The following is a 25,421-nucleotide window of genomic DNA, read 5'->3' as shown; positions in this document are numbered from 1 at the left end:
CGGTTGCTCCACTACATTTCCGCAATCGGAATATAACAAGCCCGCAGGCGATTGCCGTCAAAGCGGCGTAACGGTGGCGCTTGCACACATTGTGCGGTGGCATGCCGACAGCGTGGCTGAAACGGGCAGCCTTGCGGCAGATTTAATAGATTCGGCGGATTGCCCGGAATCGTAATCAAGGTATTCGACTCTTCATTGAGTTTGGGCACTGCGTTGATCAACCCGATGGAGTACGGATGGGTCGGCTGATAGAAAATTTGTTCGGCAGAGCCATATTCCATGGTGCGTCCGGCATACATCACCAACACATTGTCACAAATACCGGCAACCACCCCCAAGTCGTGAGTGATCATGATAATCGCCGTGTTAAACTCCTGTTTCAGATCGTTTAACAGCGACATAATTTGCGCCTGCACGGTCACATCAAGTGCGGTGGTCGGTTCATCGGCAATCAACAGTTTTGGGCGACACAACAGCGCCATCGCAATCATCACCCGTTGCCGCATACCGCCTGAAAATTCGTGTGGATACATCTCCATGCGTTTTTTGGCTTCCGGCATTTTCACCGCGTCCAACATTGCCAACGATTCAAGATAAGCTGTTTTGCGATCAAGCCCTTTATGCAGCATCAGCACTTCCATCAACTGCTCTTTGACTTTCATGTAAGGATTCAGTGACGTCATCGGATCTTGGAAAATCATCGCAATCTGCTCGGCACGCAGCCGATTTAGCGCTTTTTTCGGCAGATTCAGAATCTCTTCGCCGTTGAATTTGGCAGAACCTTCAACTCGCCCGTTGTCAGCGAGCAACCCCATTAAGGCAAAAGCAGTTTGTGACTTGCCGGAGCCGGATTCGCCGACAATCCCCAGCGTTTGCCCGGCTTGCAGCGCAAAGGTTAAATTGTTGACCGCAGTCACATCGCCGTCATGGGTTTTGAAAATGACACGCAGATCGTTGACATCAAGTAATAAATTGGATTTTGTCATCATCTTTCCTTAACGATCTTTAGGGTCGAGGGCATCACGTAGACCATCGCCGATAAAATTAAAACAGAACAGGGTTGTCACCAAAAATAGCGCTGGAAAAATCAACAGCCATGGCATATATTCCATCGAACGTGCGCCGTCATTAAGCAAGCCTCCCCAACTGCTCAGCGGTTCCTGCGTACCTAAGCCCAAGAAGCTGAGGAAAGATTCAAATAAAATCATCCCGGGCACCAACAGCGAAGCATACACCACTACCACGCCCAATACATTCGGCACGATATGGCGCCAGATAATCTGACGGGTCGGCACGCCACAGACAATAGCGGCTTCAACAAACTCTTTGCGTTTCAGGCTTAAGGTTTGTCCACGCACGATCCGCGCCATGTCCAGCCACGACACCATACCGATGGCAACGAAGATCAACAGAATATTCTGCCCAAAAAAGGTGACCAGCAAGATCACAAAGAACATAAACGGAAAAGAGTTAAGAATTTCTAAAATCCGCATCATCACCGCATCGGTTTTGCCGCCGACATAGCCCGATGTTGCGCCGTACAGCGTGCCGACCAATACGGCAATTAATGCGCCGGCAACCCCAACCAGCAGCGAAATTCGTCCACCGATGGCAACCCGTACCAATAAATCACGCCCAGAAGAGTCAGTGCCAAAATAGTGCATACTTTCAATATCCGGTGGCGCGGACATCATATTCCAATCGGTTTCGTCAAACGGAAATGGCATCAGCATCGGCGCAAAAATCACAAATAAGGTGATCAGCGACAAAATAAACAGGCTGACTAATGCGGCTCGGTTATGGAAGAAACGGCGTTTGGCATCTTGCCACAGGCTGCGTCCTTCCACTTCTTGTTGTGCCAAATTATTGGCGAATTTTTCGACCATGTCGGTATTTTGTTGTTTAATTAACATAGTACAGCGTTCCCTTAATAGCGAATTTTCGGATCGATTACGGCATATAAAATATCCACAACCGCATTAAAGGTGATGGTCAACGCACCAACCAAAATGGTCAGGCTGAGCACCAAGGAGTAGTCTCGATTCAGCGCACCATTGACAAACAGTTGCCCGATGCCCGGCAAGCCGAAAATGCTTTCGATCACCATTGAACCGGTAATGATTCCGACAAACGCCGGGCCCATGTAGGAGATTACCGGCAGCAGCGCCGGACGCAGTGCATGCTTAAGAATAATCCGATGTGCCGGCAAGCCTTTGGCTTTAGCGGTGCGGATAAAATTAGAGTGCAGCACTTCAATCATCGAGCCGCGGGTGATCCGCGCAATGCTGGCAATGTAAGAGAGTGAAAGTGCGGTCATCGGCATCAGCATATTGATCAGCATACCGCCGTTCCAGCCGCCGCCCGGCAGCCATTTCAGGGTGATGGAAAAGATCAGCACCAACAGCGGCGCCACCACGAAACTGGGGATCACCACCCCAGTCATGGCAAAGGTCATAATCAGGTAATCGATCCATTTGTTTTGCCTAATCGCGGCAATAGTACCGGCAGTGATGCCCAATGTCAGGGCAATCAAAAACGCAGAAAAACCCAGTTTCAACGAAACCGGAAACGCCTGTGCTACCAGTTGATTAACGGTGAAATCTTTATATTTGAACGAGGGGCCAAAATCGCCGTGCGCTAAATTTTTTAAATAGAGCAGATATTGCGTATGAATCGGCTTGTCCAAATGGTATTTGGCTTCAATATTTGCCATCACTTCTGGCGGATAATTTTTTTCGCTGGAAAACGGGCTGCCCGGTGCCAGCCGCATCATAAAGAAAGAGAGCGTGATCAACACAAATAGTGTCGGAATCGCCTGTAAAATTCGGCGAAGAATGAGTGTCAGCATAATAATAATCTAAAAGTAAATCGTTTATCAGTTAAAAGTGCGGTCAGCATTCTACCGCACTTTCGATATGGAATCTAATAGCGTTAACCAAGCCCCATTCGAGAGCTATTCGAACGGGGCGGACGGTTATTGCTTGATTAAATAAACATCTTTCAGATAGTAGTTTTGTCCCGGATGAGCGGAAGCATAGCCTTTCACATACGGTTTGATCAGGCGAGGCTGAACATAGTGATACACCGGCACTGACGGCACGTCATTGCTGAAGAAAGTTTCAGCTTTGGCATAATCTTGTTGACGTTGTTCTTCAGTGTCCGCCAATTGTGCGTGTTTTACCACAGCATCATATTCCGGATTTTTGTAAAACGCAGTATTGTTGCTGCTGTCGGACAGGAAGTAGTTCAAGAACGAAGTGGCTTCGTTATAGTCAGAACACCAGCCGGCACGGGCAACATCATAAGCACCGTTGTGGCGTGAATCTAAATAGGTTTTCCACTCTTGGTTTTCCATTTTCGCATTTACAGCGCCGCCTAGATTTTGTTTCCAAATCGAAGATGCAGCAATTGCAATTTTCTTATGATTTTCCGATGTGTTGTACAGAATACTGAAGTCTAACGGTTTTTGTTTAGTAAAACCGGCTTCAGCCAACAATTTTATCGCTTCTTCGTTGCGTTTGGCTTGTGGCCATGTTGCCCATTCTGGATTAGTCAGTTTTTCACCGCCATTGATATACGGCGGGGTGAAGTGATAGGCAGGCACTTGACCTTGTGCGATCACTTTGTCGGTGATGATATTGCGATCCAGCGCCAGACTCAGGGCTTGACGCACTCTCACGTCATCAAATGGTGCTTTTTTAGTATTGATTTCATACACATAGGTACATAAAATTGGGCTGACATGTAACTCATTCGGAAGATCTTGTTTTAATCTAGAGAACATTTCAGGCGGAATCTCTTTGCCGGTCACATCAATTTCACCGGCACGATAGCGGTTGATATCGGTGGTGGAAGATTCAATCGGCAGCAAAGTCACTTTGGTCAGCACGGTGTTGGCGGCGTCCCAATAGTTTGGATTAGGCGACAGCTCGCTTTTTTCGTTGACAATCAATTTATCTAGCTTAAAGGCACCGTTACCGACAATATTTTCTGCTTTGGTCCACTGGTCACCGAATTTTTCAATCGTGGCTTTGTGTACCGGAAATAGCACATAGTGCTCAACTAATTTGTCAGCATAAGGAATCGAAGCATCCAGTGTCAGTTGCAGCGTGTGATCATCTAAGGCTTTCACGCCCAGCGTATCCGGTGCTTTTTTACCTTCGGTAATCTCACCGGCATTTTGCAAGGTCAGGTATTTCAGATAAGTAGAGTACGGCGCAGCAGTTTTGGGGTCAACCAAGCGTTGCCAGCTATAGACGAAGTCCTGAGCGGTGACCGGATCGCCGTTTGACCATTTGGCATTGTCACGCAGATGGAAAGTCCAGGTTTTGAAATCATCAGAGTGCTCCCAAGATTTGGCAACACCAGGCAAAATATGCCCTTGCTCATCGGAGGTGACCAAGCCTTCAAACAGTTGGCGGGCATATTGCCCTTCAACATCGCCTTCCATTTTAGCCGGATCCAGTGTTGCCGGGTTGGTTGAGATGTTATAAACCAATTCTTGTTTTGCGGCCAATTCGGTTCCGGCAGGTACATTGGCAGCAAAAGCAGAGCTACCTGCCAGCAAAGCAACAGCAAGTGCGGTATGAAGTTGAGAGAGTTTGAATGTCATAGTCACGTACTCCTTATAGATGTTGTGTTTTGAATTTCTATTTCAAAAAATTGAATAGAAATTCATTCTTCCACAAAATTTTAGTTTGTAAATAAGCAAAATGTAAAATTACGAGAATTATCACGTTAAATAAACGTTAAAGCGGAAAGTTTGTTTTTTATTTAAACAAAATCGGGGATTCAACTAAAAAAATACCGCACTTTACCCCCGTTTTGATTAAGATAGAGTACAATGTTCCGCATTACAGCAGAGAATAAGCAGAGGAGAAATAGAGGATGAATGAGACAATTGATGCCACCGAGCAAGATTTCAACCGTGTCGTCACAGAGGTGATTCGTCTGACCCAATACAGCCACGGCGCTGGCTGCGGCTGTAAAATTTCGCCAAAAGTGTTGGATCAGATTTTGCATACCGAAATGGAAAAATTTCTCGATCCGCACTTGCTGGTCGGCAATGAGAGCCGAGATGACGCAGCGGTGTATGATATCGGCAACGACATCGGTATTATCAGCACCACCGATTTTTTTATGCCAATTGTGGATGATGCTTTTACTTTTGGGCGCATTGCTGCTACCAATGCCATCAGCGATATCTATGCGATGGGCGGCAAACCGATTATGGCGATTGCAATTTTGGGTTTTCCGATCAGCAAACTGCCACCGGACGTAGCAAGACGCATTGTTGATGGCGGTCGCACGGCTTGCCAAGAAGCCGGGATTTCACTGGCGGGTGGGCATTCGATCGATGCGCCGGAGCCGATTTTCGGCTTGGCGGTCACCGGCATTGTGAACACCAAACGCCTGAAGCGTAATAATCAAGCGCAAGCCGATTGTGAACTGTATTTAACCAAACCGCTGGGAATCGGCATTTTAACCACCGCTGAGAAGAAAGGCAAATTAAAGCCTGAACACGAGCAGTTGGCGGCACAAGTGATGTGCCAATTGAACCGTATTGGGGCTGAATTTTCCGAAATTGAGGGCATTACCGCCATGACCGATGTCACCGGTTTTGGGCTGTTAGGGCATTTATCGGAAATTTGTCAAGGTTCGAATTTGGCAGCCGAAGTGGAATTTGACAAGGTGCGCTTACTGGACGGCGTGACATACTATATTGAAAAAGGCTGCATTCCGGGTGGTAACAAACGCAATTTTGACAGCTACGGTCATCTGGTGGCGCCAATGAGCGAGTTGCAACAAGCGGTGCTGTGCGATCCGCAAACTTCCGGCGGCTTGCTGATTGCGGTGAAACCGCAAGCGGTTGCACAAGTGCAGGCGTTGGCAGCAGAAAATGGAGTTGAACTGTTTAAAATCGGGCAGTTGCGCCAGCGAGAAAGCAGCACCGCACCACTGATTCAGGTGATTTAAACCGGATTTTGCCAAAGGCGATCCAAAGTGCGGTGATGTACAACGCAGGTCAATAAATCACTAATTAATCAATTATGAAAAATATACAAGAGGAGTTTTTATGTCTGCTGTAACAACCTCTGCAATAACCAATGCGCAGAGTGGAATTTTGCCGGAACACTGCCGTTCCGGATTGTTTTTGGAACTGACTATCACGGATTTGGCAAAGGTCAAACAAGGCTGTGCCAGCTTTTTGACCCAACTGGAAGCCTTGCAGCAAAATTATCCCGACGCTAAATTGGGCGCGGTGATCGCATTTGGTGATCCGATCTGGAAACAACTTGCCGAACCGCAAAGTGCGGTCGCGCTGAAACCATTTGTTACCTTAGGCAAAGGCAACTTGAGTGCTCCGGCGACACAACGGGATATGCTGATTCACATTCAATCGCTACGAGTGGATGTCAGTTTTTCTGCCGGACAAATGGCAATGGCAGTGTTTGGTGAGGCGGTGCAGGTGGAAGAAGAGACGCATGGTTTCCGCTGGATCGAAGAACGTGATCTGACCGGTTTTATCGACGGCACTGAGAATCCGCAAGGCGCAGAAGCACGTGCGCAAGTGGCGCTGGTGGCTGACGGCATCGACCAAGGTGGCAGCTATGTATTGACGCAGCGCTATGAACACCAGCTGGATAAATGGCAAAAATTATCGGTTTCCAAACAAGAAAGTGTGTTTGGCAGAACCAAAGTGGAAAGTGAAGAACTGGAAGATGTGCCGGAAACGTCTCATGTCGGACGAGTCGATTTGAAAGAAAACGGTGTCGGTTTGAAATTGGTGCGCCAAAGCCTGCCATACGGCAAAGTCAGCGGTGCGCAAGGACTATATTTCATCAGCTATTGCGCCTGCTTGCACAATATCGAACAGCAGTTGTTAAGCATGTTCGGCGAATTGGACAACAAAACTGACCGCATGCTCGGTTTCACCCAAGCAATCAGCGGCAGTTATTACTACGCCCCATCACTTTCACAATTGCAGACATTGTCAGCATAATTTATTGTTATCTGATACGACAAAGTGCGGTTTAATTGACAAACCGCACTTTGTTATTTTCTGTTTTTTCTTTCATCCTGTACTATCTGTGAGCAGTTTCAATTCGCATGATGCAAATATAATTGCCTTATAATCTTATAGTTTGAGTGAATAATCTTATTAAAGTATAAAAAATAAACAAATTTATGGTGTTTTGGGGTTAGATCAAAAGGTTTGGTTGTTGCTGGTCTGTTAGCAAAAGCGTAAATCAATATTTTATTTTTATTAAAAAATTTAAATTTGATTTAGGTCACAGTTTGCGTACCTAATTATGGGTATAGTGGTAGCACTTCCGGCATAGACCGAAAGTAAAATTATAAAGTAACCATTTATAGAGGAATCCAAAATGAAAAAAACAACGTTAGCATTAGTGACAGCAGCAGTATTAGTGAGTGGGTCGGCGTTGGCACATCAAGCTGGTGATGTGATTGTGCGTGGTGGTCCGATTTTGGTCGTGCCTGATGCATCGACTAAAAATCATTCTGGTAATACGTTACAATATGATTTTAATGTAAATAGCAATGCTCAGTTGGGGTTGACCGGAACTTATATGATCACCGACAACCTAGGGGTGGAGTTATTGGCAGCAACGCCTTTTAGTCACGAGCTATCATTACCTGTATATGGAAAGACGGCTAAAGTTAAGCATTTGCCGCCAAGTTTATATCTGCAATACTATTTTTTGGATAAAAATACCAAAGCTCGTCCATACTTGGGGGCAGGTATCAACTATACTACTTTCTTTAGTGAAAAAGAGACATTGGCAGGAGTTACTGATCTGAAATTAAAAGATTCTTGGGGCGCCATTGTGAATGCCGGGGTGGATATCGGTTTAACGGATAATCTGTATTTAAATACTTCAGTTTGGTATGCAAAAATTAAAACTAAAGCTACCTTTAAATTAGGGGGCAAGGAACAAAGAGCTGATGTGACGCTGGATCCGATGGTTTATTTCATCGGTTTAGGTTATAAATTCTAATTTTGCGGGGTTTCTGCCAAAAGAGAATTGGTAGAACCGCACTTTTAAAGTACAGGTTTTGCCTCATCGGGGGCAAAACCTGTATTTTTGTTTGCGTATAAAATATTTTATCGCAAAGTGCGGTTTAGAATACACGTTTAAACGGTTTGACAATCACCTCGCCATATACACCAGCGGCAACGTAGGGATCGGCAGCCGCCCACTGTTGTGCCTGCTGCAAACTGTCGAAACGTGCAATCACGGTAGAACCGCTGAAACCGGCTTCGCCCGGATTTTCGTCGTCAATAGCTGGGTTCGGGCCGGCGACTAACAGACGATCTTCACTTTGCAGTGCGGTCAGACGCGCCAAATGTTGTTCGCGCACGGCTAAGCGTTGTTGCAGTGTGTCGGGTTTGTCTTGTGCAAAAATAACGTAATACATGATTTTTCTCCTTTTATATATTGTTTCTTTGATCATTGTTTTTTAGATTATTGTCACCTTGAAGTTGATAATATTCTTGTAATTCAAACATCGCTTTATCCAATTCGGCATTATTCTCTTTCGGAATCGCTTTCGGACGACCGTTTTGGTCAATCGCAACAAAGGTAAACACTGCATCGGTGACGCAATAACGCTCGTTAAACGGTTCGGTCGAGACCTTTTTAACCCAAACTTCGACTTCGATTTTCAACGAGCTATTGCCGACTTTGATGCAGCGCCCGTAACAGCAGATCACATCGCCGACCGACACTGGACGAATAAAATTAATTTTATCGACCGATACCGTGACCACCCGCCCTTGAGCGATTTCTTTCGCCATGATGGCACCGCCGATATCCATTTGTGACATAATCCAGCCACCAAAAATATCGCCGTTGGCGTTGGTATCGGAGGGCATTGCAAGGGTACGCAGTAGCAGTCGTCCTTTCGATACACGCCCTGGATTTGCACCAAGTGCGGTTTCAACAAATTCGTGTCCCATAATTTATTCTTGATCCTGATGGTTAGTGTTGTGTGGTTGCTGATCTTTCGGCAAGTGGCGGTACAGATAAACGCCGGTGATCACGGTGGCAACTAAGGTCATGCCGATGACACCAAATACTTTAAAGGTCGCCCAAGCATCATCGGACATATAGTGACTGATATACAGGTTCACCAACATACATAGCACAAAAAACAGCGCCCAACCCAAGTTAAGCTTGTTCCACACGGTTTGTGGCAAGCTGATCTCTTTGCCTAACAGGCTTTTGACCAAAGGTTTTTTGAAACCGTATTGGCTGATCAATAGCGCAAGGGCAAAAATAGCGTAAACGATGGTGACTTTCCATTTCAAAAACTCCAGATCATTGAAATAGACCGTCAGTAGCCCAAAGAAAATCACCGCTGCTGCCATAATTTTTTGTTGTTTTTCAATACCGCCGAATTTGAGTTTCAGCAAAACCATCTGAATTACCGTGGCGGCAATCAAGGCGATCGCACCAGCCTGAATGCCGTAAAGTTTGTAGGCGGCAAAAAAAAGAATTAAAGGGATAAATTCGAGTAATTGTTTCATTGAAACGTCCGTAGGATATTTTTATCAATAAATAGCTGGTAGAAGCGATAGGTAAACACCAATGTAAACACACTGATGGCAGCACTGACGGTGGCAACAATCAGCGTCATCACTATCGAGCTAGCCAATGGTGCTAATTGCAAGGTGATAATTAAAGGGAGCAGATAGACCAATAAGCTGAACAAAAACAGGGGCAGGATACGTTTGCCGCTTCCATTGAGCCAGACCAGCTTCAAGGCTTGGGAGAAAGTGCTGTTTTCTAATACGTAGGCGTAAGGCGCCAGACATAAACGAATAAACAGATAGCAACCGATCAGCACCGAAGGCAGGGCGAAGAGCGATCCACCACCGGTAGCGACATAGCTGGCTGCTGCCAAACTAAAAGGTATTACGATGATAAAATTCAGTAATAAAAAGATTGGTGTTTTTTTCACCGCATAGGCAAAGGCATTGCTGAGATTGGCGGGTTTTTGCTGGCTGATAAAGGTAATCATGCTGAGAAACCACAGAATCAACAGAGAATTGACCACTTGTCCGGCAATGGTCAACATCAAAAAAGTGCTGCCGTCACCTTCTGATTGGGGATCAATACCATTGAGTAAATAACGGAAAAATACATTATCAATAACCAATAGTAGCAGAAAAAACAGTGCCATTTGGCGTTGGTTCAGAATGAAATTCCAACTGTCTTGGAAGATTTTAATAAAATTAACGGGCATAAAACGTCCTGCAACAAGAAAAAACGGTAGTGATTATAGCAATTATATTTAGCAAACTCACTCTCTATCCGAACTTGCTGTTCGGTTGCTGATGATGGAGAAAGCCGACGACTTATAGGCTTCAAACAGTGCTGCATTGGCGAGCAGCTGTGCTTTAGTCAGTGAAAACACGCCGTCTCCACCTTGTTTAAATTGAATCCAGTTAAAGGCGACAGTCGGAAATTGTTCGATCAAATGCACCATGCTATTGCCCACTTCGCACACAAAAACACCATTATCGCTTAAATAATCTGCCGCATGCGCCAAAATGCGTTTCACCAAAATCAAACCGTCCTGTCCGGCTTCCAGCGCCATCGTTGGTTCATGATAAAATTCTGCTGGCATTTGTTGCAGATCTTCTTCGTCGACATAGGGCGGATTAGAGACGATCAGGTTGTATTGATCCGGTGGTAAGGCAGAAAACAGATCGGATTGAATCGGGAACACTCGGTGCAGTGCGTTATGTCGTTCGATATTGATTTCGGTCACTTGTAGTGCATCGGGTGAAAGATCGATAGCATCGATTTCCGCCTGTGGGAATCTTGCAGCGCAGGCAATGGCAATGCAGCCACTGCCAGTACACATATCCAAAATACGTTTCGGTTCATCTTTCAATAAACCGGTGAAACCATCTTGAATCAGTTCGCCGATCGGTGAACGTGGAATAATCACCCGTTCGTCTACATAAAACTCTAGCCCACAAAACCACGCATTGTGGGTTAAATAAGCGATTGGGGTGCGAGTGCCGACCCGTTGAATTGCGGCATGGAACAGTTTTTGTTTTTCATAATAAGTCAGATTGGAGCTGTAAAGTGCGGTCGGCACATCTTGTGGCAGGTGCAGCACCGACAACGTCAATTGCACCGCCTCGTCCCATGCATTATCTTGCCCGTGTCCGTAAAAAATATCGGACGCATTAAAATAGCTGTACATCCAACGCAGAAAATCTTGAATGGTTTTGAGATCTTCCAAACTGGAAGAAAGCTGCATTTCTTCGACTAATTCGGGGTTGTAGTGGATCTTTTCGGACATAAATTGAGTACCTTATAAAACAATATCATTGCCTATTTATACCATATTTATTGCTGCTTTGCATAAAGCGTATCGGCTTTGATTGAGGAAGTACTTTCTTTGTTTAAAAATAGAGCAATAGTCATTTTTTTCGCCTGAATGGTGGCTTGCTAACAACCCAAAGAAAAACCGTAGCCGAGTGAGGATTGGGCTACGGTTATTTATTAGCGGATTAATCGCAAGGCAGGATTTTGATCGCTAAGCCCCCAGTGGAGGTTTCGCGGTATTTGGAATTCATGTCTTTGCCGGTTTCGTACATGGTTTCGATCACTTTATCCAGACTGACCGACGGGCTGCTAGTGCGGCGCAGTGCCATGCGGCTGGCGTTGATTGCTTTAACGGAGGCAATCGCATTGCGTTCAATACACGGCACTTGCACTTGCCCGTTGACCGGGTCACAGGTCAATCCCAAATTGTGCTCCATCCCGATTTCAGCCGCAATGCAGACTTGATCCGGCGTGCCGCCCAAAATTTCGGTCAAACCTGCTGAAGCCATTGAGCAGGCAACACCGACTTCGCCTTGACAGCCAACTTCTGCGCCGGAAATCGAGGCATTCATTTTATACAACGAACCGATAATCCCTGCGGTCAGTAGATAGCGAGAAATGGTCTCCTCGGTCAATGGCGCAATAAATTGCTGATAATATGCCAACACCGCCGGAACAATGCCACAAGCACCGTTGGTTGGTGCGGTCACCACGCGTCCACCAGCGGCATTCTCTTCGTTGATTGCCAAGGCAAACATATTCACCCAGTCGATAATCTTCATCGGATCGTTCGACAGACTATTGTTAGACTCCAGCATATGTCGAAGTGCGGTGGCGCGACGTGTGACTTTTAGCGGTCCCGGCAGTAGTCCTTCGGTATTCAAACCGCGTTGCATACAGTCCCACATGGTTTGCCAGATACGTTGTAGGTAGTCGTTGACCGCACTTTTGCCGTGCAGTGCAATTTCGTTTTTTAGCATTAAACCAGCGATTGATAGCCCGTTGTCTTTACAATGTTGCAGAATATCGGCGGCATTGCGGTACGGGAAAGGAACTTGAATCGGGTTGTCTTCCACTTGGTTAAAATGTGCTTCATCAACGATAAAGCCGCCACCAATCGAGTAATAGGTTTGTGAGTAGATTACTTCGCCTTGGCGCAGTGCCCGAATGGTCATGCCGTTTTCGTGCAAGGGCAAAAAGTGACGCTGAAACAGCAAATCTTTTTCCACATCAAATTTAACCTGATATTGTCCGCAGGCAATATTCAAAAGTGCGGTTTGTTTCAGATTGTCGATAAATCCGGGAATTCCTTCAATATCGACATTTTCCGGCAAATAGCCCGCTAACCCCATAATTACGGCAGTGTCGGTGCTGTGTCCACGACCGGTCAGTGACAGTGAGCCGTAAACATCGACTTTGATTTGATCGGTTTTATCCAACAGTTGCTGCTGAGCCAATTCGTCAAGGAACTGTTTTCCGGCTTTCATCGGTCCGACGGTATGGGAGCTGGACGGACCGATACCGATTTTAAAAATATCAAACACACTAATCATAGGATACCTAATCTTGTTCTTATTATGCAGAAACCTCCGCCTAAATCGAGTTAAGCGGAGGTTTGTTAAATAGTGATTATACTCCGATTTTAGTTAGCGGAAAAGGACATAAACAATGGCTGAAATCGCAATTAAGCCCATTACCGTAACGAAAACATTGCTGAACTTTCCACGATAGCGCTGCATCGCAGGCACTTTGCGAATCGCATACATCGGCATAATAAACAGAATCATGGCAATAATAGGACCACCTAAGGACTCGATTAAGCCTAAAATACTTGGGTTGATGGTTGCTACAATCCACAGTGAAATCAGGAAGAAAAGTGCGGTGCCATAGTTCAGTTTTTTCTGATTGATGGCGGTTTTGCCGGCATCACGATTCATTTTGACAATCAAACCAGCCAAACCTTCACGCGCACCCAAATAGTGACCGAAGAACGAGCTGGTAATCGCTAAGAAAGCCACTAATGGACCGAAATAAGAGATATACGGATTATCGAATTTATTGGCTAAGAATGACAGAATCGAGATGTTTTGTTGTTTGGCTAACACCAGGTCTTCCGGGGTCAGGCTTAAAACACAGCTAAATACAAACAACATGACAAAAACCAGCAATAACCCGGAAGTGCCACGCAGCACTTTGCCGGTGTGTTGTTCGGTGCTGGCGAAGTCTTTATATTCCCGTTGTTGCGATAAGCTGAAAGCAGAGATAGCAGGAGAGTGGTTGAAAGAGAAGACTAATACCGGGATCGTCAACCATAAAGTACCAAAAAAGGCTTGGGCCGTCGGGATTTGTTGCAGCGCAGAGGTATTCCATTCCGGAATCAGATATAACGACAGCGCAAACAGGATCAATACTAATGGATAGACCAGCCATTCAGTGACTTTCAACATGAATTTTTCGCCCATCAACATCACTGCAATCAAGGCAGCGATCAGGATTACCGACAAAATAGCCCGTGGAGGAGCCGTCATCATCAATTGGTTTTCCATAAAGGAAATGACGGTATTGGTGATACCAACACCGTAGATCAATAAAATTGGGAAAATAGCAAAGAAATACAATAGGGTTATCAATTTTCCGGCGGTGTTGCCAAAGTGCTCTTCCACCACTTCAGTAATGTCGCTGCCGGGATTTTTGGATGAGAGCACGAAACGGCTTAAGCCACGGTGTGCCAAATAGGTCATCGGACCGACGATCACCGCCATCACGACTAACGGCCAGAATCCGCCCATACCGGCATTTATCGGCAAAAACAGAACGCCAGCGCCGACGGCAGTTCCGAAAAGGTTCAATACCCAAGCGCAATCAAATTTATTCCATTTTTTTGTGGTGGCTGGGTCGGCTTTAATAGCACTTATGTCCATTTTTTTATTATCCTTAATTTTAATTAACGTGATTCGTTTGACTTGTAGAGTCGTTCTACAACGGCGCGAATAGTAGTGAAGTGCGGTATTAAATACAAATGCGGAATTTTGAATTTGTGATCTTGGCAACAATATAAATTTATTTTGGTTAAATATGTTTCAAAAATTGTTAAAAATAATGATTATTTTATACTCAATAATGAAGAGTTGTTTATTTTTTAACTAATGTATCATTCTGGTCTTGAAAAATGATTGATTTTATGCTTATCGAGAAAGGGTAGTGTGGAATACGACTCAAAATAAAATACTTTCTCGCTTTGATAGCATTAATGCTATTTTATTTTGATAAAATCCCGATATTGCAGCAGCAGTCGTTCAAAATCTTCCAGCCCGCAGAATGCCAAACTTTCTTGATCGTAATAGCCAAAACCGTCCTCTATCATATCATCGCAGGCGAAGCTCAAATTATTGGCTTGCACCATCACTTCTTCTGCATTGACGACAATAAAAAACTCACGACCTTCAAGGCGCTGTTCAAAGTGCGGTGCAGCATGTTGTTTTGCCTGTTCAATAATGTTAAAAACAGCATCGAGCTTTGCCCAATCGCCATCAATTTCGCTATTAATCCAAGCGGCAACCGCTTCGTGATCCATGCTACAGCGTACTAACGGTTTGCCAAGATAGTCGCAGGTAAATTGAAAATCCATAATGTTATCTCTTATGTCAAGTTAGGGGCTGTTGATGTTTGTTTATAGGGTCTGTTGATCTTTTGTGTTTATAAATCAAGCAAAAAGAGTGTGATTTTATCCGACAGCGACCTACGGTCGCAATCGGTTAAGCATTGATGAGAGGCTTTGCCTCTCTGAAACAGCCGCAAAGCGGCTGATCTATGCGTAACCTAGTACGGCTTTGCCGTGCTAGGCTAAAAGGATTAGTTTTAGCTCAAATAATATACTTAAAAGATCAACAGACCCTAATGTATAACAGAAAATTAATTTGCATTTTAGCAAGGCTTGCGGTAAATAAAAACGGCTATTTCTGTGAAAACGCCAAATCACAGAATACACCAAAATGAGTTGATCTGGCGCAAGAATTATCAATTGAATTTTAAGTATGCTATAACATCAACACATATTAATTTTATTAGCACGGCGGGAGAGTGGCATGACAGCAGCAGAACTAATGGCGGAAGGTATCGCTTTAATGGTGTCGGGAATGGGATTTGTCCTGTTGTTTCTATGTATTTTGATCGTTGCGATTCGTTTAATGTCGTATTGGGTTAATCGGTTTTTCCCTGAACCGATGTCAATCAAACCGCACTTATCTGCTCCAAACCAAGCAAACTTGACGTTGTCGACAGCACAAGAGGATCTTGACGTTCTGCGTCCGGTTATTGTGGCGGCAATTGCCCACCATCGCCGTCAGCGTTAGGAAGCATAGATCAAATTACAAACAAATATCAACAGTCCCTAACTTTTATGGAGTATTCTCATGACAAAATCTGCACATCCAATCGCGATTACTGATGTGGTATTGCGTGATGCCCATCAATCATTATTTGCCACACGGCTACGTTTGGACGATATGTTGCCGATTGCTGCCGAACTGGATCAAATTGGTTATGCTTCACTGGAATGTTGGGGCGGGGCAACATTTGATGCCTGTATTCGGTTTTTAGGCGAAGATCCTTGGGTTCGGTTGCGTGAGCTGAAAAAAGCGATACCGAAAACGCCGTTGCAAATGTTACTGCGTGGGCAAAATTTGCTGGGTTATCGGCATTATGCCGATGATGTGGTCGAACACTTTGTTGAAAGAGCGGTCAGCAACGGAATCAACGTGTTCCGTGTATTTGATGCGATGAATGATCCACGCAATATGCGTTGTGCGCTGCAAGCGGTGCGCAAAAACGGCGCACACGCACAAGGCACTCTCAGTTATACTACCAGCCCGGTGCATACGTTGGAAACTTGGTTAGATCTCTGCGAACAGCTGTTGGAAATTGGTGTTGATTCGTTGGTGATCAAAGATATGTCTGGGATTTTGACACCGATGGCAGCGCATCGCTTGGTGCGCGAAATTAAACAACGCTATGACATTCCGCTGCATCTGCATTGTCACGCCACCACCGGCATGGCAGAAATGGCGCTGTTGAAAGCAATTGAAGCAGGAGTAGATGGCGTAGATACCGCAATTTCCGCCATGAGCGGAACTTACGGACATCCGGCAACGGAAGCGTTGGTAGCAACGTTGCAGGGAACGGAATATGACACTGGTTTGGATATTCATCAATTGGAAAAAGTGGCAGCTTATTTCCGTGAAATTCGCAAAAAATATCAAGTTTTTGAAGGGCAATTAAAAGGCTCTGACAGCCGCATTTTAGTGGCGCAAGTGCCGGGCGGTATGCTGACGAATTTAGAAAGCCAGTTAAAACAACAAAATGCCTCACAACGTTTAGACGAAGTGCTAGCTGAAATTCCACGGGTCCGCCAAGATTTGGGCTATATTCCGTTGGTGACGCCGACTTCACAAATCGTCGGCACTCAAGCGGTGATCAATGTGCTGACGGGAAGTCGTTATCAAACCATCGCCAAAGAGACTGCTGGGATTTTGAAAGGCGAATACGGGCGCACGCCGGCGCCGGTTGATACCGCACTTCAAACTAAAGTGCTAAACGGCGCAGCGCCGATGACCGATCGCCCAGCGGATCATTTACCGCCGGAAATGCAACAATTGACGGCAGATGTGAAGCAACAAGCCACGCAGAAAAATATCAAACTGGCAGATAATCTGATTGATGATACGTTGATTGTGGCACTATTTCCGCAAATCGGTTGGAAATTCTTAGAAAATCGTGATAATCCGGTAGCATTTGAAGCCACGCCAGTGGCTGTTGCAGCCGTCTCTGAATCGGCGCCAGTTAAACCAACCACAGCAAATTCGGCAAATACTACCGATGCGGCGGTGTATACGGTTGAAATTGACGGCAAAGCGTTTGTGGTCAAGGTTAGTGAAGGCGGTGAGGTTGGCGATATTAGTCCGGCAAAAGTGCGGTCAGCGCATGATGCTGCGCCGTCTCAAGCAGTCAATACAGCCACAGTAAACACAGTATCGGTGAATGCACCGATGGCGGGCAATATCTGGAAAGTGCTGGTGACGGAAGGGCAACAGGTTGAAAAAGATGAGGTGCTGTTGTTACTGGAAGCGATGAAAATGGAAACCGAAATTCGCGCCGCTCAGGCAGGCACGGTGCAAGGGATTGCGGTGAAAGCCGGGGAGATGGTTGCTGTCGGTGATCGTCTGATGAATTTGATATGATTAGAGCAAGGTAACGGATTATGGAAAGTATTTACGCCCTGTTGCAGGGCATGGGTATCAGGCATCTTGAGTTAGGGCAAGCGATTATGCTAGTCGTTAGTTTATTGCTGCTGTGGCTTGCGATTGCCCGTAAATTCGAGCCGTTGTTGTTATTACCGATTGGCTTTGGCGGGTTACTTGCCAATATTCCCGAAGCAGGCATCGCGATGACCGCATTGGATAACCTGCTGCATCACGGCAGCGCTGAACAGTGGGCGTTTGTTGCCGATAAACTGAATGTCGCAGCAAACTTGGATTCGATTAAAATAGGCTTGAATACCGCACTTCCTTCAGTGTTGGCGCAATTAGAAAGTTATGCTGCGGATCAAGGCTATACCACCGGAATTTTGGCGCTGTTTTATAAGGTTGCTATTGGTTATGGCGTCGCGCCGTTAGTCATTTTTATGGGGGTTGGGGCGATGACCGATTTCGGGCCGCTGTTGGCCAACCCAAAAACGCTGTTGTTGGGCGCCGCCGCACAATTTGGTATTTTTGCCACCGTGCTCGGTGCATTGGCGCTAAACAGCTTGGGGGTTATTGAATTTACCCTGCCGCAAGCGGCTTCGATCGGCATTATCGGCGGGGCTGACGGCCCGACGGCAATCTATCTTGCCAGCAAACTGGCGCCAGAGCTGCTGGGGGCGATTGCGGTGGCAGCGTATTCGTATATGGCGTTGGTGCCGTTAATTCAGCCACCGATTATGAAAGCGCTCACCAGTGAAGCAGAGCGAAAAATCCGCATGGTGCAGCTTCGCCAAGTCAGCAATCGGGAAAAAATTCTGTTTCCGGTTGTATTGCTGTTGTTGGTGGCATTGTTGTTGCCGGATGCCGCGCCGTTATTGGGGATGTTTTGTTTCGGCAATTTAATGCGAGTCAGTGGCGTAGTGGAACGTTTAAGCGAAACCACGCAAAATGCGTTGATCAATATTGTGACAATTATTTTGGGCTTATCAGTCGGGGCAAAATTGGTGGCGGATAAATTCCTGCAACCGCAAACGCTGGGGATTTTACTGCTGGGTATGGTCGCATTTGCGATTGGCACTGCCAGCGGAGTGATTATGGCGAAGTTGTTGAACCGTTTTTCTAAAAATAACCCAATCAATCCGTTAATTGGCGCTGCCGGTGTTTCTGCGGTGCCAATGGCGGCAAGGGTTGCCAATAAAGTCGGTTTGCAAGCCGATTCACAAAATTTCCTGTTGATGCATGCCATGGGGCCGAATGTTGCCGGGGTAATCGGATCGGCGATTGCCGCTGGAGTGATGTTAAAATATATTACTGCAATGTCGTAGGGGCGATTGGTTATAAAGAAAAAAGATGTGCTGTCGCAAGGCATCACATCTTTTTACGTCGTTACAATCAGATAAAAGTGCTGTCAGATAAAAGTGCGGTTTATCACTTAAATGTTAAATGCTGAACGACGAGCCACAGCCGCAGGTGGTGGTGGCATTGGGATTGCTGACCACAAAACGGGAGCCTTCCAAGCCTTCGGTGTAATCCACTGTGCCGCCGATCAAATATTGCAAGCTCATCGGATCAACCACCAATGACACGCCATTTTTCTCAATGGCCAAATCGCCATCGTTGATTTTTTCATCAAAAGTGAAACCATATTGAAAGCCGCTGCAACCACCACCGGTGATGTAAACCCGCAACTTCAACTCTGGGTTTTCTTCATCGGCAATCAGGTTTTTCACTTTGTTTGCTGCTGCGTCTGTAAAATCGAGAGGAATCGCCATCTCACTCATAAGTACTCCTACGCTGTGTACTTTGCCAACTATAAAAAAGATTCGCGCATTATAGCACTATTTTTTGGCTAAAAAAGAGCAAAAATTCGCTTTCGAAACACAGAGAGAGCATTGGAATGATGGCAGAAATGGTTTCTTTAGGCATAAAATGCTACAATGTTTGGCGATTTTCAATAATAAAAAGGCGAGAAAAAAGAGATGAATATTCCTATCTGGAGCGGAGAAGAGCTGGATAAGATCAGAACGGCTTGCAAATTGGCGCAAGAGGTGCTGGTGATGATTGAACCTTACGTCAAAGAGGGCGTCAGCACGGGTGAACTGGATCGCATTTGTCATCAATATATGCGCGAGGCGCAGCAGACGATACCGGCGTGCTTGAATTACAACGGCTTTCCGAAAGCCACCTGTATTTCAGTGAATGAAGTGGTGTGTCATGGCATTCCGGATGACGGCAAAATCCTGAAAAAGGGCGATATTGTCAACATTGATGTCACGGTGATCAAAGACGGTTTTTATGGTGACAACTCTAAAATGTATCTGATCGGCGAGCCGTCAATCAAAGCCAATCGGCTATGTGAGGTGACTTTGGAATCACTATATGTCGGATTACGCACGGTAAAACCCGGTATTCGTTTAAATCAAATCGGGCGCAGCATTCAGCAATATGTGGAGAGCAAAGGCTGTTCGGTGGTGCGCGAATATTGCGGCCATGGCATCGGCAACCGTTTTCACAGTGATCCGCAAGTGCTGCATTACTATGCGGATGACGGCGGCGTGATTTTAAAGCCGGGCATGGTGTTCACGATTGAGCCGATGGTCAATGCCGGACGGCGTGAAGTGCGGTTGATGAAAGACGGTTGGACGGTGAAAACCAAAGATCGCAGCCCGTCGGCACAATATGAACACCAGATTGTGGTGACAGAAAATGGCTGTGAAGTGATGACGATTCGTGATGAAGAAATTGCTGCCGGACGAATTTCTCGCTTGATGATTAACGATTGATTTTGAATAATTGTCGGAAGGCGTAAAGGATGCTATCTAGCCGTGATGAAGCCAGTGATTCGGTGGTCAACAATAGCGTAATTGATGTCACTGAAGTAAAAGTGCGGTTGCAGGCGCTAAAAGCGCAGGAATTGGCGCAATTTAATCACAGTGATATTAACCACTTGATCGCCGAGCGTAGCCGCTTTTATGATCAGTTGTTGCAGCAGTTATGGCATCAGTTCGGTTTGGATCAACAGCCGTTGGCGCTGGTTGCGGTCGGCGGTTATGGGCGCGAAGAGATGTTTCCGCTCTCCGATTTGGATATTTTGATCCTCAGCGAAACCGCACTTGATACGTTGCAGCAAGACAACATTAGCGCACTGATTCAATTTTTATGGGATTGTCACTTTGACGTCGGGCACAGTGTACGCACGCTGGATCAATGTATTGCCGAAGGGCAGGCGGATATCAGTATTGCCACCAATTTATTGGAGTCCCGTTTTCTGGACGGCCATCAAACCTTGTTTCGTCAGTTGCAAAGTGCGGTTAAATCCGCTGAATTTTGGTCGATCGAGGCATTTTTTGCCGCTAAAATGCAGGAAAAAGCCGAACGTTACCAACGCTACAACAATACCGGCTACAATTTAGAACCGGATATCAAATACAGCCCCGGTGGCTTACGCGATTTACATTTATTATACTGGATTGCGTTGCGCCATTTGGGTGTCAAGAACCTGCAAGAGATTTTGGATTCGGGCTTTATTTACCCAGAAGAACACCGCACTTTGAATCGTGCACAGCAATTTTTATTTAAATTGCGTTTTGCGCTGCATCTGGTGATCAAACGCTATGATAACCGCTTGTTGTTTGATCGGCAGGTGAAAGTCAGTGAAATGTTGGGGTATCAAGGGGCAGGTAATCGAGCAGTAGAAGAGATGATGAAACATTTCTTCCGTGCTTCCCATGACATTATGCAGCTGACAGAATTGCTGTTGCAACACTACCAAGAGCATTTTATTCAGACTTGCGACAGCGGCGAGGCACAATCGTTGGATGCGCATTTTGAGCTGAAAAATCAGGCGATCCGTTTGCGTAATCCAGACTGCTTTTTGCAGCAACCGGACACAATACTGGATCTGTTTTTCCATCTGACACAGCAGCCGCAAGCGCTGATCCATTCCACGACGCTGCGTCGGTTGCGTTTGGCGTTGGTGGTGCAGGATAGCAATAAAAAAGGGCAGTATCTGATTGATATTCCCTCAGCACGGCAAAAATTTGTGCATTTGTTGGCACAACCGCAAGCGATTGCCCGCGCGATTGTGCCGATGCACCAGCACGGTGTATTGAATGCTTATTGCGAAGAGTGGAATAATATCAGTGGCTTAATGCAGTTTGATCTGTTTCATGCGTACACCGTGGACGAACACACCGTGCGAGTGCTGTTGAAACTGGAAAGTTTTCTTGAACCGCAAAATGCCGAACAACATCCATTGTGTGTTGAACTGTTTCCGAATTTGGCAAATCGAACCTTGATCTACTTGACCGCACTTTTCCATGATATTGCCAAAGGGCGTGGCGGCGATCATGCAGAATTGGGGGCGATCGATGTTTATGACTTTGCGCAAAAACATGGTTTTGACGAACAAGATGCCGAAATGACCGCTTGGTTGGTACTGAATCATTTGAAAATGTCAGTCACTGCACAGCGGCGCGATATTTATGATCCGCAAGTGGTGTTGGCATTTGCCAATAGCGTGAAATATCAAATTCGTTTAGATTATTTGACCTGTTTGACCGTGGCGGACATCAGCGCCACCAACAGCACGTTGTGGAACAGTTGGAAGCGTTCGTTGATTAAAACGCTGTATCAATTTACCAAACAGCAGCTGGAACAAGGTACGGACTATTTGCTGGATATCAGTGATGAAATTTTGCAGCATCGTTTGCGGGCATTGGCGTTATTGCAACCATTGCTGCAAGATGAGCGCTTGAAATTACGCACCGTCAATGATTTTTGGCAGCGCTGTCCACAGGACTATTTCTTACGTAATAATCCACAGCAACTGGCGTGGCACGTTGAATTGATTTGTCAATCAAATGAGCAGGCTATTGTTAAATCCAGCAACCGCTTTTCACAAGGCGGCACTGAATTGTTTGTGTATTGCCCAGATCAACCGCACTTGTTCAATAAAGTGGTGCGTGCCATCGAAGCCAAAAATCTCTCTATTCACGACGCCCAAATTTTGACCAGTAATGACGGCTATGCACTGGATTCGTTTATTATCAGCGAAACTTCCGGCGTGTTGGCAAAATTCGATCGTCGGCGCAGCATTGAGCAGAGTGTGAAAACGGCGTTGCTGAGTGAATATAAACCGGCATTGAATATCAGAATCAACAATAAGTTACAACATTTTCATGTCCCTACCGAAGTGCGGTTTATCGACAGCAAAAGACGCGATCAAACGGAATTAGAAATTTTTGTGTTGGATAAACCGGGGCTATTGGTGAGCATTAGTAATGTGTTCAGCGAGCAAGGACTCAATTTGCTGAATGCGAAAATTACCACCACCGGCGAGCGGGCGGAGGACTTTTTTATCCTTGCCAATTCGCAAAACAGAGCTTTGGACGACAGTGAAAAACTGCGCTTGCAGCAGGCATTGCTGACCGCACTTGATTAGGGTCTATAAACAAACATCAACAGACCCTAGAGCAACGGGCTGAACAAAAAGAACAGTCGCTCGAAAAAGCGTTTATAAATCGGGCGGCGGTACCAAACGTGTGCGTCCATCAGGCTGGATTGTGCTAAATAGCTGGCTTGTAACGCCTCAACCTCTTGCCCAAAGCGCAGATCGTCGACGATCATTGTCACTTCAAAATTCAGCATAAAACTGCGTGCATCCATATTCACCGTGCCGACCAGTGCCAGACGCGAATCAATTAGAATGCTCTTGGTGTGCAGCAACCCGTTTTCAAAACGGTAAATTTTCACGCCGGCTTCCAACAATTCATCAAAGAAAGTGCGGCTCGCCCACTCCACTAAAAACGAGTCGTTTTTTTGCGGCAGGATCAGTTTGACATCAACGCCACGAATCGAAGCGGTTGCCAGCGATTCTGCAATAGTGGAACTGGGCACAAAATAGGGCGAGGTGATTGTGATGCTGTGCCGTGCGCTGCTGATCGCCAGCAGCAGTGATTGGGTCATCAAATCTTGTGGAAATCCAGGGCCGGACGGCAAAATTTGCACCCCGTGCGAATCATCAGGTTTATGTTGTAACAGTGGGCATTGTGGCAGCAGCGCAACGTCTTCATTGGTTTCCATCTGCCAATCCCAACTATGAACGCCCTGCAAAATAAGTGACACCGGCCCTTCAATCCGCACCATAATATCGACCCATTGACCGATTTCAGCGTGCTGTTTGAAATAACGCGGATCAACCATATTCATACTGCCGGTGTAGCTAATATTATCATCGATCACCATAATTTTGCGGTGTTGCCGTAAATCGACACGACGAAAAAACATGCGGAATAGATTAGCGTGCAGCGCTTCTTCAATCCGAATGCCGTTGTCGAGCAGATAACGGTAATTTCGACCGCCTAAAAAACGCTTGCTGCCGACGGAGTCCAGTAAAATTTGAATTCTAACTCCACGTTTGGCAGCACGAATTAAGGCACTGGTCAGATCGTTGACCAAACCGCCGTCCGACCAGATATAAAACGTCATGTAAATGGTTTTTTGCGCCTGTTCGATATCCTGAATCATAGTTTGGATAATGCTTTCGGCACTGTTTAAAATATGCAGTTCGTTATTTAATACGCACGGAATACCAACTCGATAGCGGCTCAAGGCAAACAGTGGTTTAAAACGTAATTTTTCGTTACTTAACGTTAAATTGGAGCATTGATCAAAACTGCTGAACCATTCGGTGTAGAGTGGTGCCAGCTTTTTGAAGGACTCACCACGCCGCCGCCCAAGTTTGATTTCGCCTAGAATCAGATAGGCAATAATGCCGAAAACCGGGATCATAAAGATGATCAGCAGCCACGCTAAGGTGACGGAAACCGCTTGTTTTTTAAATGCCAAACGAGCAGTGATCCCGATGCCGAAAACCCAGACAAATGCGGGCAGCAAGTAACCGATAATTTGCGAAAGTTCTATATTCATACTATGCTTATAACACGCCTTAATTATATGATTTATAGATAACCGTGATGTTGCCAAAAGAAACGATTACCTCGAAAGCTGCTATTGCTGATATTTCTGATACTGATATCCCTGAACCGATTACTGTGGTGTATCGCCACCCCGATTTTCTTGTGATCGACAAGCCGACCGGCATCAGCGTACACAAAGATCACCAACTATCGGGGCTGCCTGATTTGGTTGCGCAGCAAACAGGTGATGCCAAGTTATGGCTGGTTCATCGTTTGGATAAAATCACTTCAGGCTTATTGATTTTGGCTTGCAATAGTGACGCTGCTGCCGAGTTTTCACGCCTGTTTCAAACACATAAAATAGAAAAGCATTATATCGCGCTTTCGAGCGGGAAACCAAAGAAAAAGCAGGGCATGGTGGCAGGTGATATGGCGAAAACCCGCAATGGTAGTTGGAAACTGTGCCGCAGCCAAACCAACCCTGCAGTCACCCGTTTTCACAGTGTTCTTTGTGAACCTGGCTTGCGCTTATTTCATCTGATGCCAAAGAGCGGTAAAACGCACCAATTGCGCGTGGCAATGAAAAGCCTTGGCAGCCCGATTTTGGGCGATCAGCGCTATGGTGATAAAACCGCACTTGACCGCACTTATTTACACGCTTATGCACTTAAATTTGATTATCGAGGCAAAAAAATTGTCATCACACAATTGCCGAGCAGCGGCGAATACTTTCTGCGCCCAGAGGTGCAGCGGCAATTGGCGCGGTTAACGATTGATTGCATAACGGATTAAGGGGATAATACCTTAGGGTCTGTTGATCTTTGTTTATAATTTGAGCTATAGACTATTTTTCGCCACTCTTTTTGCAAATAAATAAGGCAAAAGTCGTGAAG

Annotated in this window: 23 protein-coding genes; 9 read left to right on the top strand and 14 right to left on the bottom strand. The window is 45.8% G+C overall.

The genetic code is table 11. The annotated features are described in order from the left end of the window. Positions 1-11: 11 nt before the first annotated feature. From FHQ23_RS04590 to FHQ23_RS04575, 4 genes are all read right to left on the bottom strand, one after another. Entirely contained in the window at positions 12-986 is a 975-nt protein-coding gene (locus tag FHQ23_RS04590; protein ID WP_139613262.1) for an ABC transporter ATP-binding protein, read from the bottom strand. A 9-nt stretch (positions 987-995) separates the two neighbouring features. Continuing rightward, a complete protein-coding gene (gene oppC / locus FHQ23_RS04585; protein WP_442805438.1) occupies positions 996-1,886 on the bottom strand; it encodes an oligopeptide ABC transporter permease OppC in 891 nt (296 codons plus the stop codon). A gap of 41 nt (positions 1,887-1,927) precedes the next feature. After that, on the bottom strand, positions 1,928-2,848 hold the full coding sequence (gene oppB / locus FHQ23_RS04580) for an oligopeptide ABC transporter permease OppB (protein ID WP_139613260.1): 921 nt from the start codon (positions 2,846-2,848) through the stop codon (positions 1,928-1,930). A gap of 126 nt (positions 2,849-2,974) precedes the next feature. Beyond that, positions 2,975-4,618, bottom strand: coding sequence for an ABC transporter substrate-binding protein (locus tag FHQ23_RS04575; RefSeq protein ID WP_139613259.1), 1,644 nt, complete (start codon positions 4,616-4,618; stop codon positions 2,975-2,977). Positions 4,619-4,887: 269 nt separating this feature from the next. Between FHQ23_RS04575 and selD the strand changes: the two genes are divergently transcribed. The 3 genes from selD to FHQ23_RS04560 all read left to right on the top strand — a co-directional run bounded on the left by selD (position 4,888) and on the right by FHQ23_RS04560 (position 8,021). Further along, positions 4,888-5,976, top strand: coding sequence for a selenide, water dikinase SelD (selD, locus tag FHQ23_RS04570; RefSeq protein WP_139613258.1), 1,089 nt, complete (start codon positions 4,888-4,890; stop codon positions 5,974-5,976). A 100-nt stretch (positions 5,977-6,076) separates the two neighbouring features. Continuing rightward, positions 6,077-7,003, top strand: a complete 927-nt coding sequence (locus FHQ23_RS04565; protein ID WP_139613257.1) for a Dyp-type peroxidase — start codon at positions 6,077-6,079, stop codon at positions 7,001-7,003. Positions 7,004-7,388: 385 nt separating this feature from the next. Continuing rightward, entirely contained in the window at positions 7,389-8,021 is a 633-nt protein-coding gene (locus FHQ23_RS04560; RefSeq protein WP_139613256.1) for an OmpW family outer membrane protein, read from the top strand. A gap of 124 nt (positions 8,022-8,145) precedes the next feature. Here FHQ23_RS04560 and FHQ23_RS04555 read toward each other — a convergent pair whose 3' ends face one another. The 8 genes from FHQ23_RS04555 to FHQ23_RS04520 form a co-directional block, all read right to left on the bottom strand. Beyond that, positions 8,146-8,442: a YciI family protein gene (locus FHQ23_RS04555; RefSeq protein ID WP_139613255.1), complete on the bottom strand. Its 297-nt coding sequence runs from the start codon at positions 8,440-8,442 to the stop codon at positions 8,146-8,148. A 13-nt stretch (positions 8,443-8,455) separates the two neighbouring features. After that, positions 8,456-8,983, bottom strand: coding sequence for an acyl-CoA thioester hydrolase YciA (yciA, locus tag FHQ23_RS04550; RefSeq protein ID WP_139613254.1), 528 nt, complete (start codon positions 8,981-8,983; stop codon positions 8,456-8,458). A 3-nt stretch (positions 8,984-8,986) separates the two neighbouring features. Further along, entirely contained in the window at positions 8,987-9,553 is a 567-nt protein-coding gene (locus tag FHQ23_RS04545; RefSeq protein ID WP_139613253.1) for a septation protein A, read from the bottom strand. Next, positions 9,550-10,272, bottom strand: coding sequence for a hypothetical protein (locus FHQ23_RS04540; RefSeq protein WP_139613252.1), 723 nt, complete (start codon positions 10,270-10,272; stop codon positions 9,550-9,552). The genes FHQ23_RS04545 and FHQ23_RS04540 overlap by 4 nt, the downstream gene beginning before the upstream one ends. Positions 10,273-10,329: 57 nt before the next feature. Continuing rightward, positions 10,330-11,343 (bottom strand): 50S ribosomal protein L3 N(5)-glutamine methyltransferase, encoded by a 1,014-nt coding sequence (gene prmB, locus FHQ23_RS04535; RefSeq protein ID WP_139613251.1) that lies wholly within the window; start codon positions 11,341-11,343, stop codon positions 10,330-10,332. 211 nt (positions 11,344-11,554) lie between these two features. After that, positions 11,555-12,922, bottom strand: a complete 1,368-nt coding sequence (locus FHQ23_RS04530) for an L-serine ammonia-lyase (protein ID WP_139610423.1) — start codon at positions 12,920-12,922, stop codon at positions 11,555-11,557. Positions 12,923-13,015: 93 nt separating this feature from the next. Next, positions 13,016-14,290, bottom strand: coding sequence for an HAAAP family serine/threonine permease (locus FHQ23_RS04525; protein WP_139613250.1), 1,275 nt, complete (start codon positions 14,288-14,290; stop codon positions 13,016-13,018). Positions 14,291-14,622: 332 nt separating this feature from the next. Then, complete coding sequence (locus FHQ23_RS04520; protein ID WP_139613249.1) at positions 14,623-14,997, bottom strand: YacL family protein; 375 nt, start codon at positions 14,995-14,997, stop codon at positions 14,623-14,625. A gap of 457 nt (positions 14,998-15,454) precedes the next feature. On the opposite strand from FHQ23_RS04520, the gene FHQ23_RS04515 reads away from it, so the two are divergent. From FHQ23_RS04515 to FHQ23_RS04505, 3 genes are read left to right on the top strand one after another with little or no spacing between them, the layout of a single operon-like run. Continuing rightward, on the top strand, positions 15,455-15,721 hold the full coding sequence (locus FHQ23_RS04515; RefSeq protein WP_139613248.1) for an oxaloacetate decarboxylase subunit gamma: 267 nt from the start codon (positions 15,455-15,457) through the stop codon (positions 15,719-15,721). A gap of 60 nt (positions 15,722-15,781) precedes the next feature. Next, a complete protein-coding gene (gene oadA / locus FHQ23_RS04510; protein ID WP_139613247.1) occupies positions 15,782-17,605 on the top strand; it encodes a sodium-extruding oxaloacetate decarboxylase subunit alpha in 1,824 nt (607 codons plus the stop codon). A 20-nt stretch (positions 17,606-17,625) separates the two neighbouring features. Then, entirely contained in the window at positions 17,626-18,933 is a 1,308-nt protein-coding gene (locus FHQ23_RS04505) for a sodium ion-translocating decarboxylase subunit beta (protein WP_139613246.1), read from the top strand. Between the two features lie 114 nt (positions 18,934-19,047). On the opposite strand, the gene erpA is transcribed toward FHQ23_RS04505, so the two are convergent. Further along, positions 19,048-19,389 carry an iron-sulfur cluster insertion protein ErpA gene (gene erpA, locus FHQ23_RS04500; protein ID WP_139613245.1) on the bottom strand — a complete coding sequence of 114 codons (342 nt, stop codon included), beginning with the start codon at positions 19,387-19,389 and terminating at the stop codon, positions 19,048-19,050. 198 nt (positions 19,390-19,587) lie between these two features. Here erpA and map point away from each other — a divergent pair, with 198 nt between their 5' ends. Continuing rightward, a complete protein-coding gene (gene map / locus FHQ23_RS04495; RefSeq protein ID WP_139613244.1) occupies positions 19,588-20,391 on the top strand; it encodes a type I methionyl aminopeptidase in 804 nt (267 codons plus the stop codon). Positions 20,392-20,420: 29 nt separating this feature from the next. Then, positions 20,421-23,051, top strand: a complete 2,631-nt coding sequence (gene glnD, locus FHQ23_RS04490; RefSeq protein ID WP_139613243.1) for a bifunctional uridylyltransferase/uridylyl-removing protein GlnD — start codon at positions 20,421-20,423, stop codon at positions 23,049-23,051. A 26-nt stretch (positions 23,052-23,077) separates the two neighbouring features. Here the strand turns inward: glnD and cls are convergent, their stop codons facing one another. Continuing rightward, positions 23,078-24,538, bottom strand: a complete 1,461-nt coding sequence (gene cls, locus FHQ23_RS04485; protein ID WP_139613242.1) for a cardiolipin synthase — start codon at positions 24,536-24,538, stop codon at positions 23,078-23,080. A gap of 47 nt (positions 24,539-24,585) precedes the next feature. Between cls and FHQ23_RS04480 the strand changes: the two genes are divergently transcribed. After that, complete coding sequence (locus FHQ23_RS04480; RefSeq protein ID WP_139613241.1) at positions 24,586-25,320, top strand: TIGR01621 family pseudouridine synthase; 735 nt, start codon at positions 24,586-24,588, stop codon at positions 25,318-25,320. Positions 25,321-25,421: the final 101 nt, after the last annotated feature.

Source organism: Testudinibacter crocodili (genome assembly GCF_006228025.1).
Classification (GTDB): domain Bacteria; phylum Pseudomonadota; class Gammaproteobacteria; order Enterobacterales; family Pasteurellaceae; genus Chelonobacter.
Note: the sequence above shows the minus strand (reverse complement) of the source record. Positions and strands in the feature narration are given on the sequence as shown.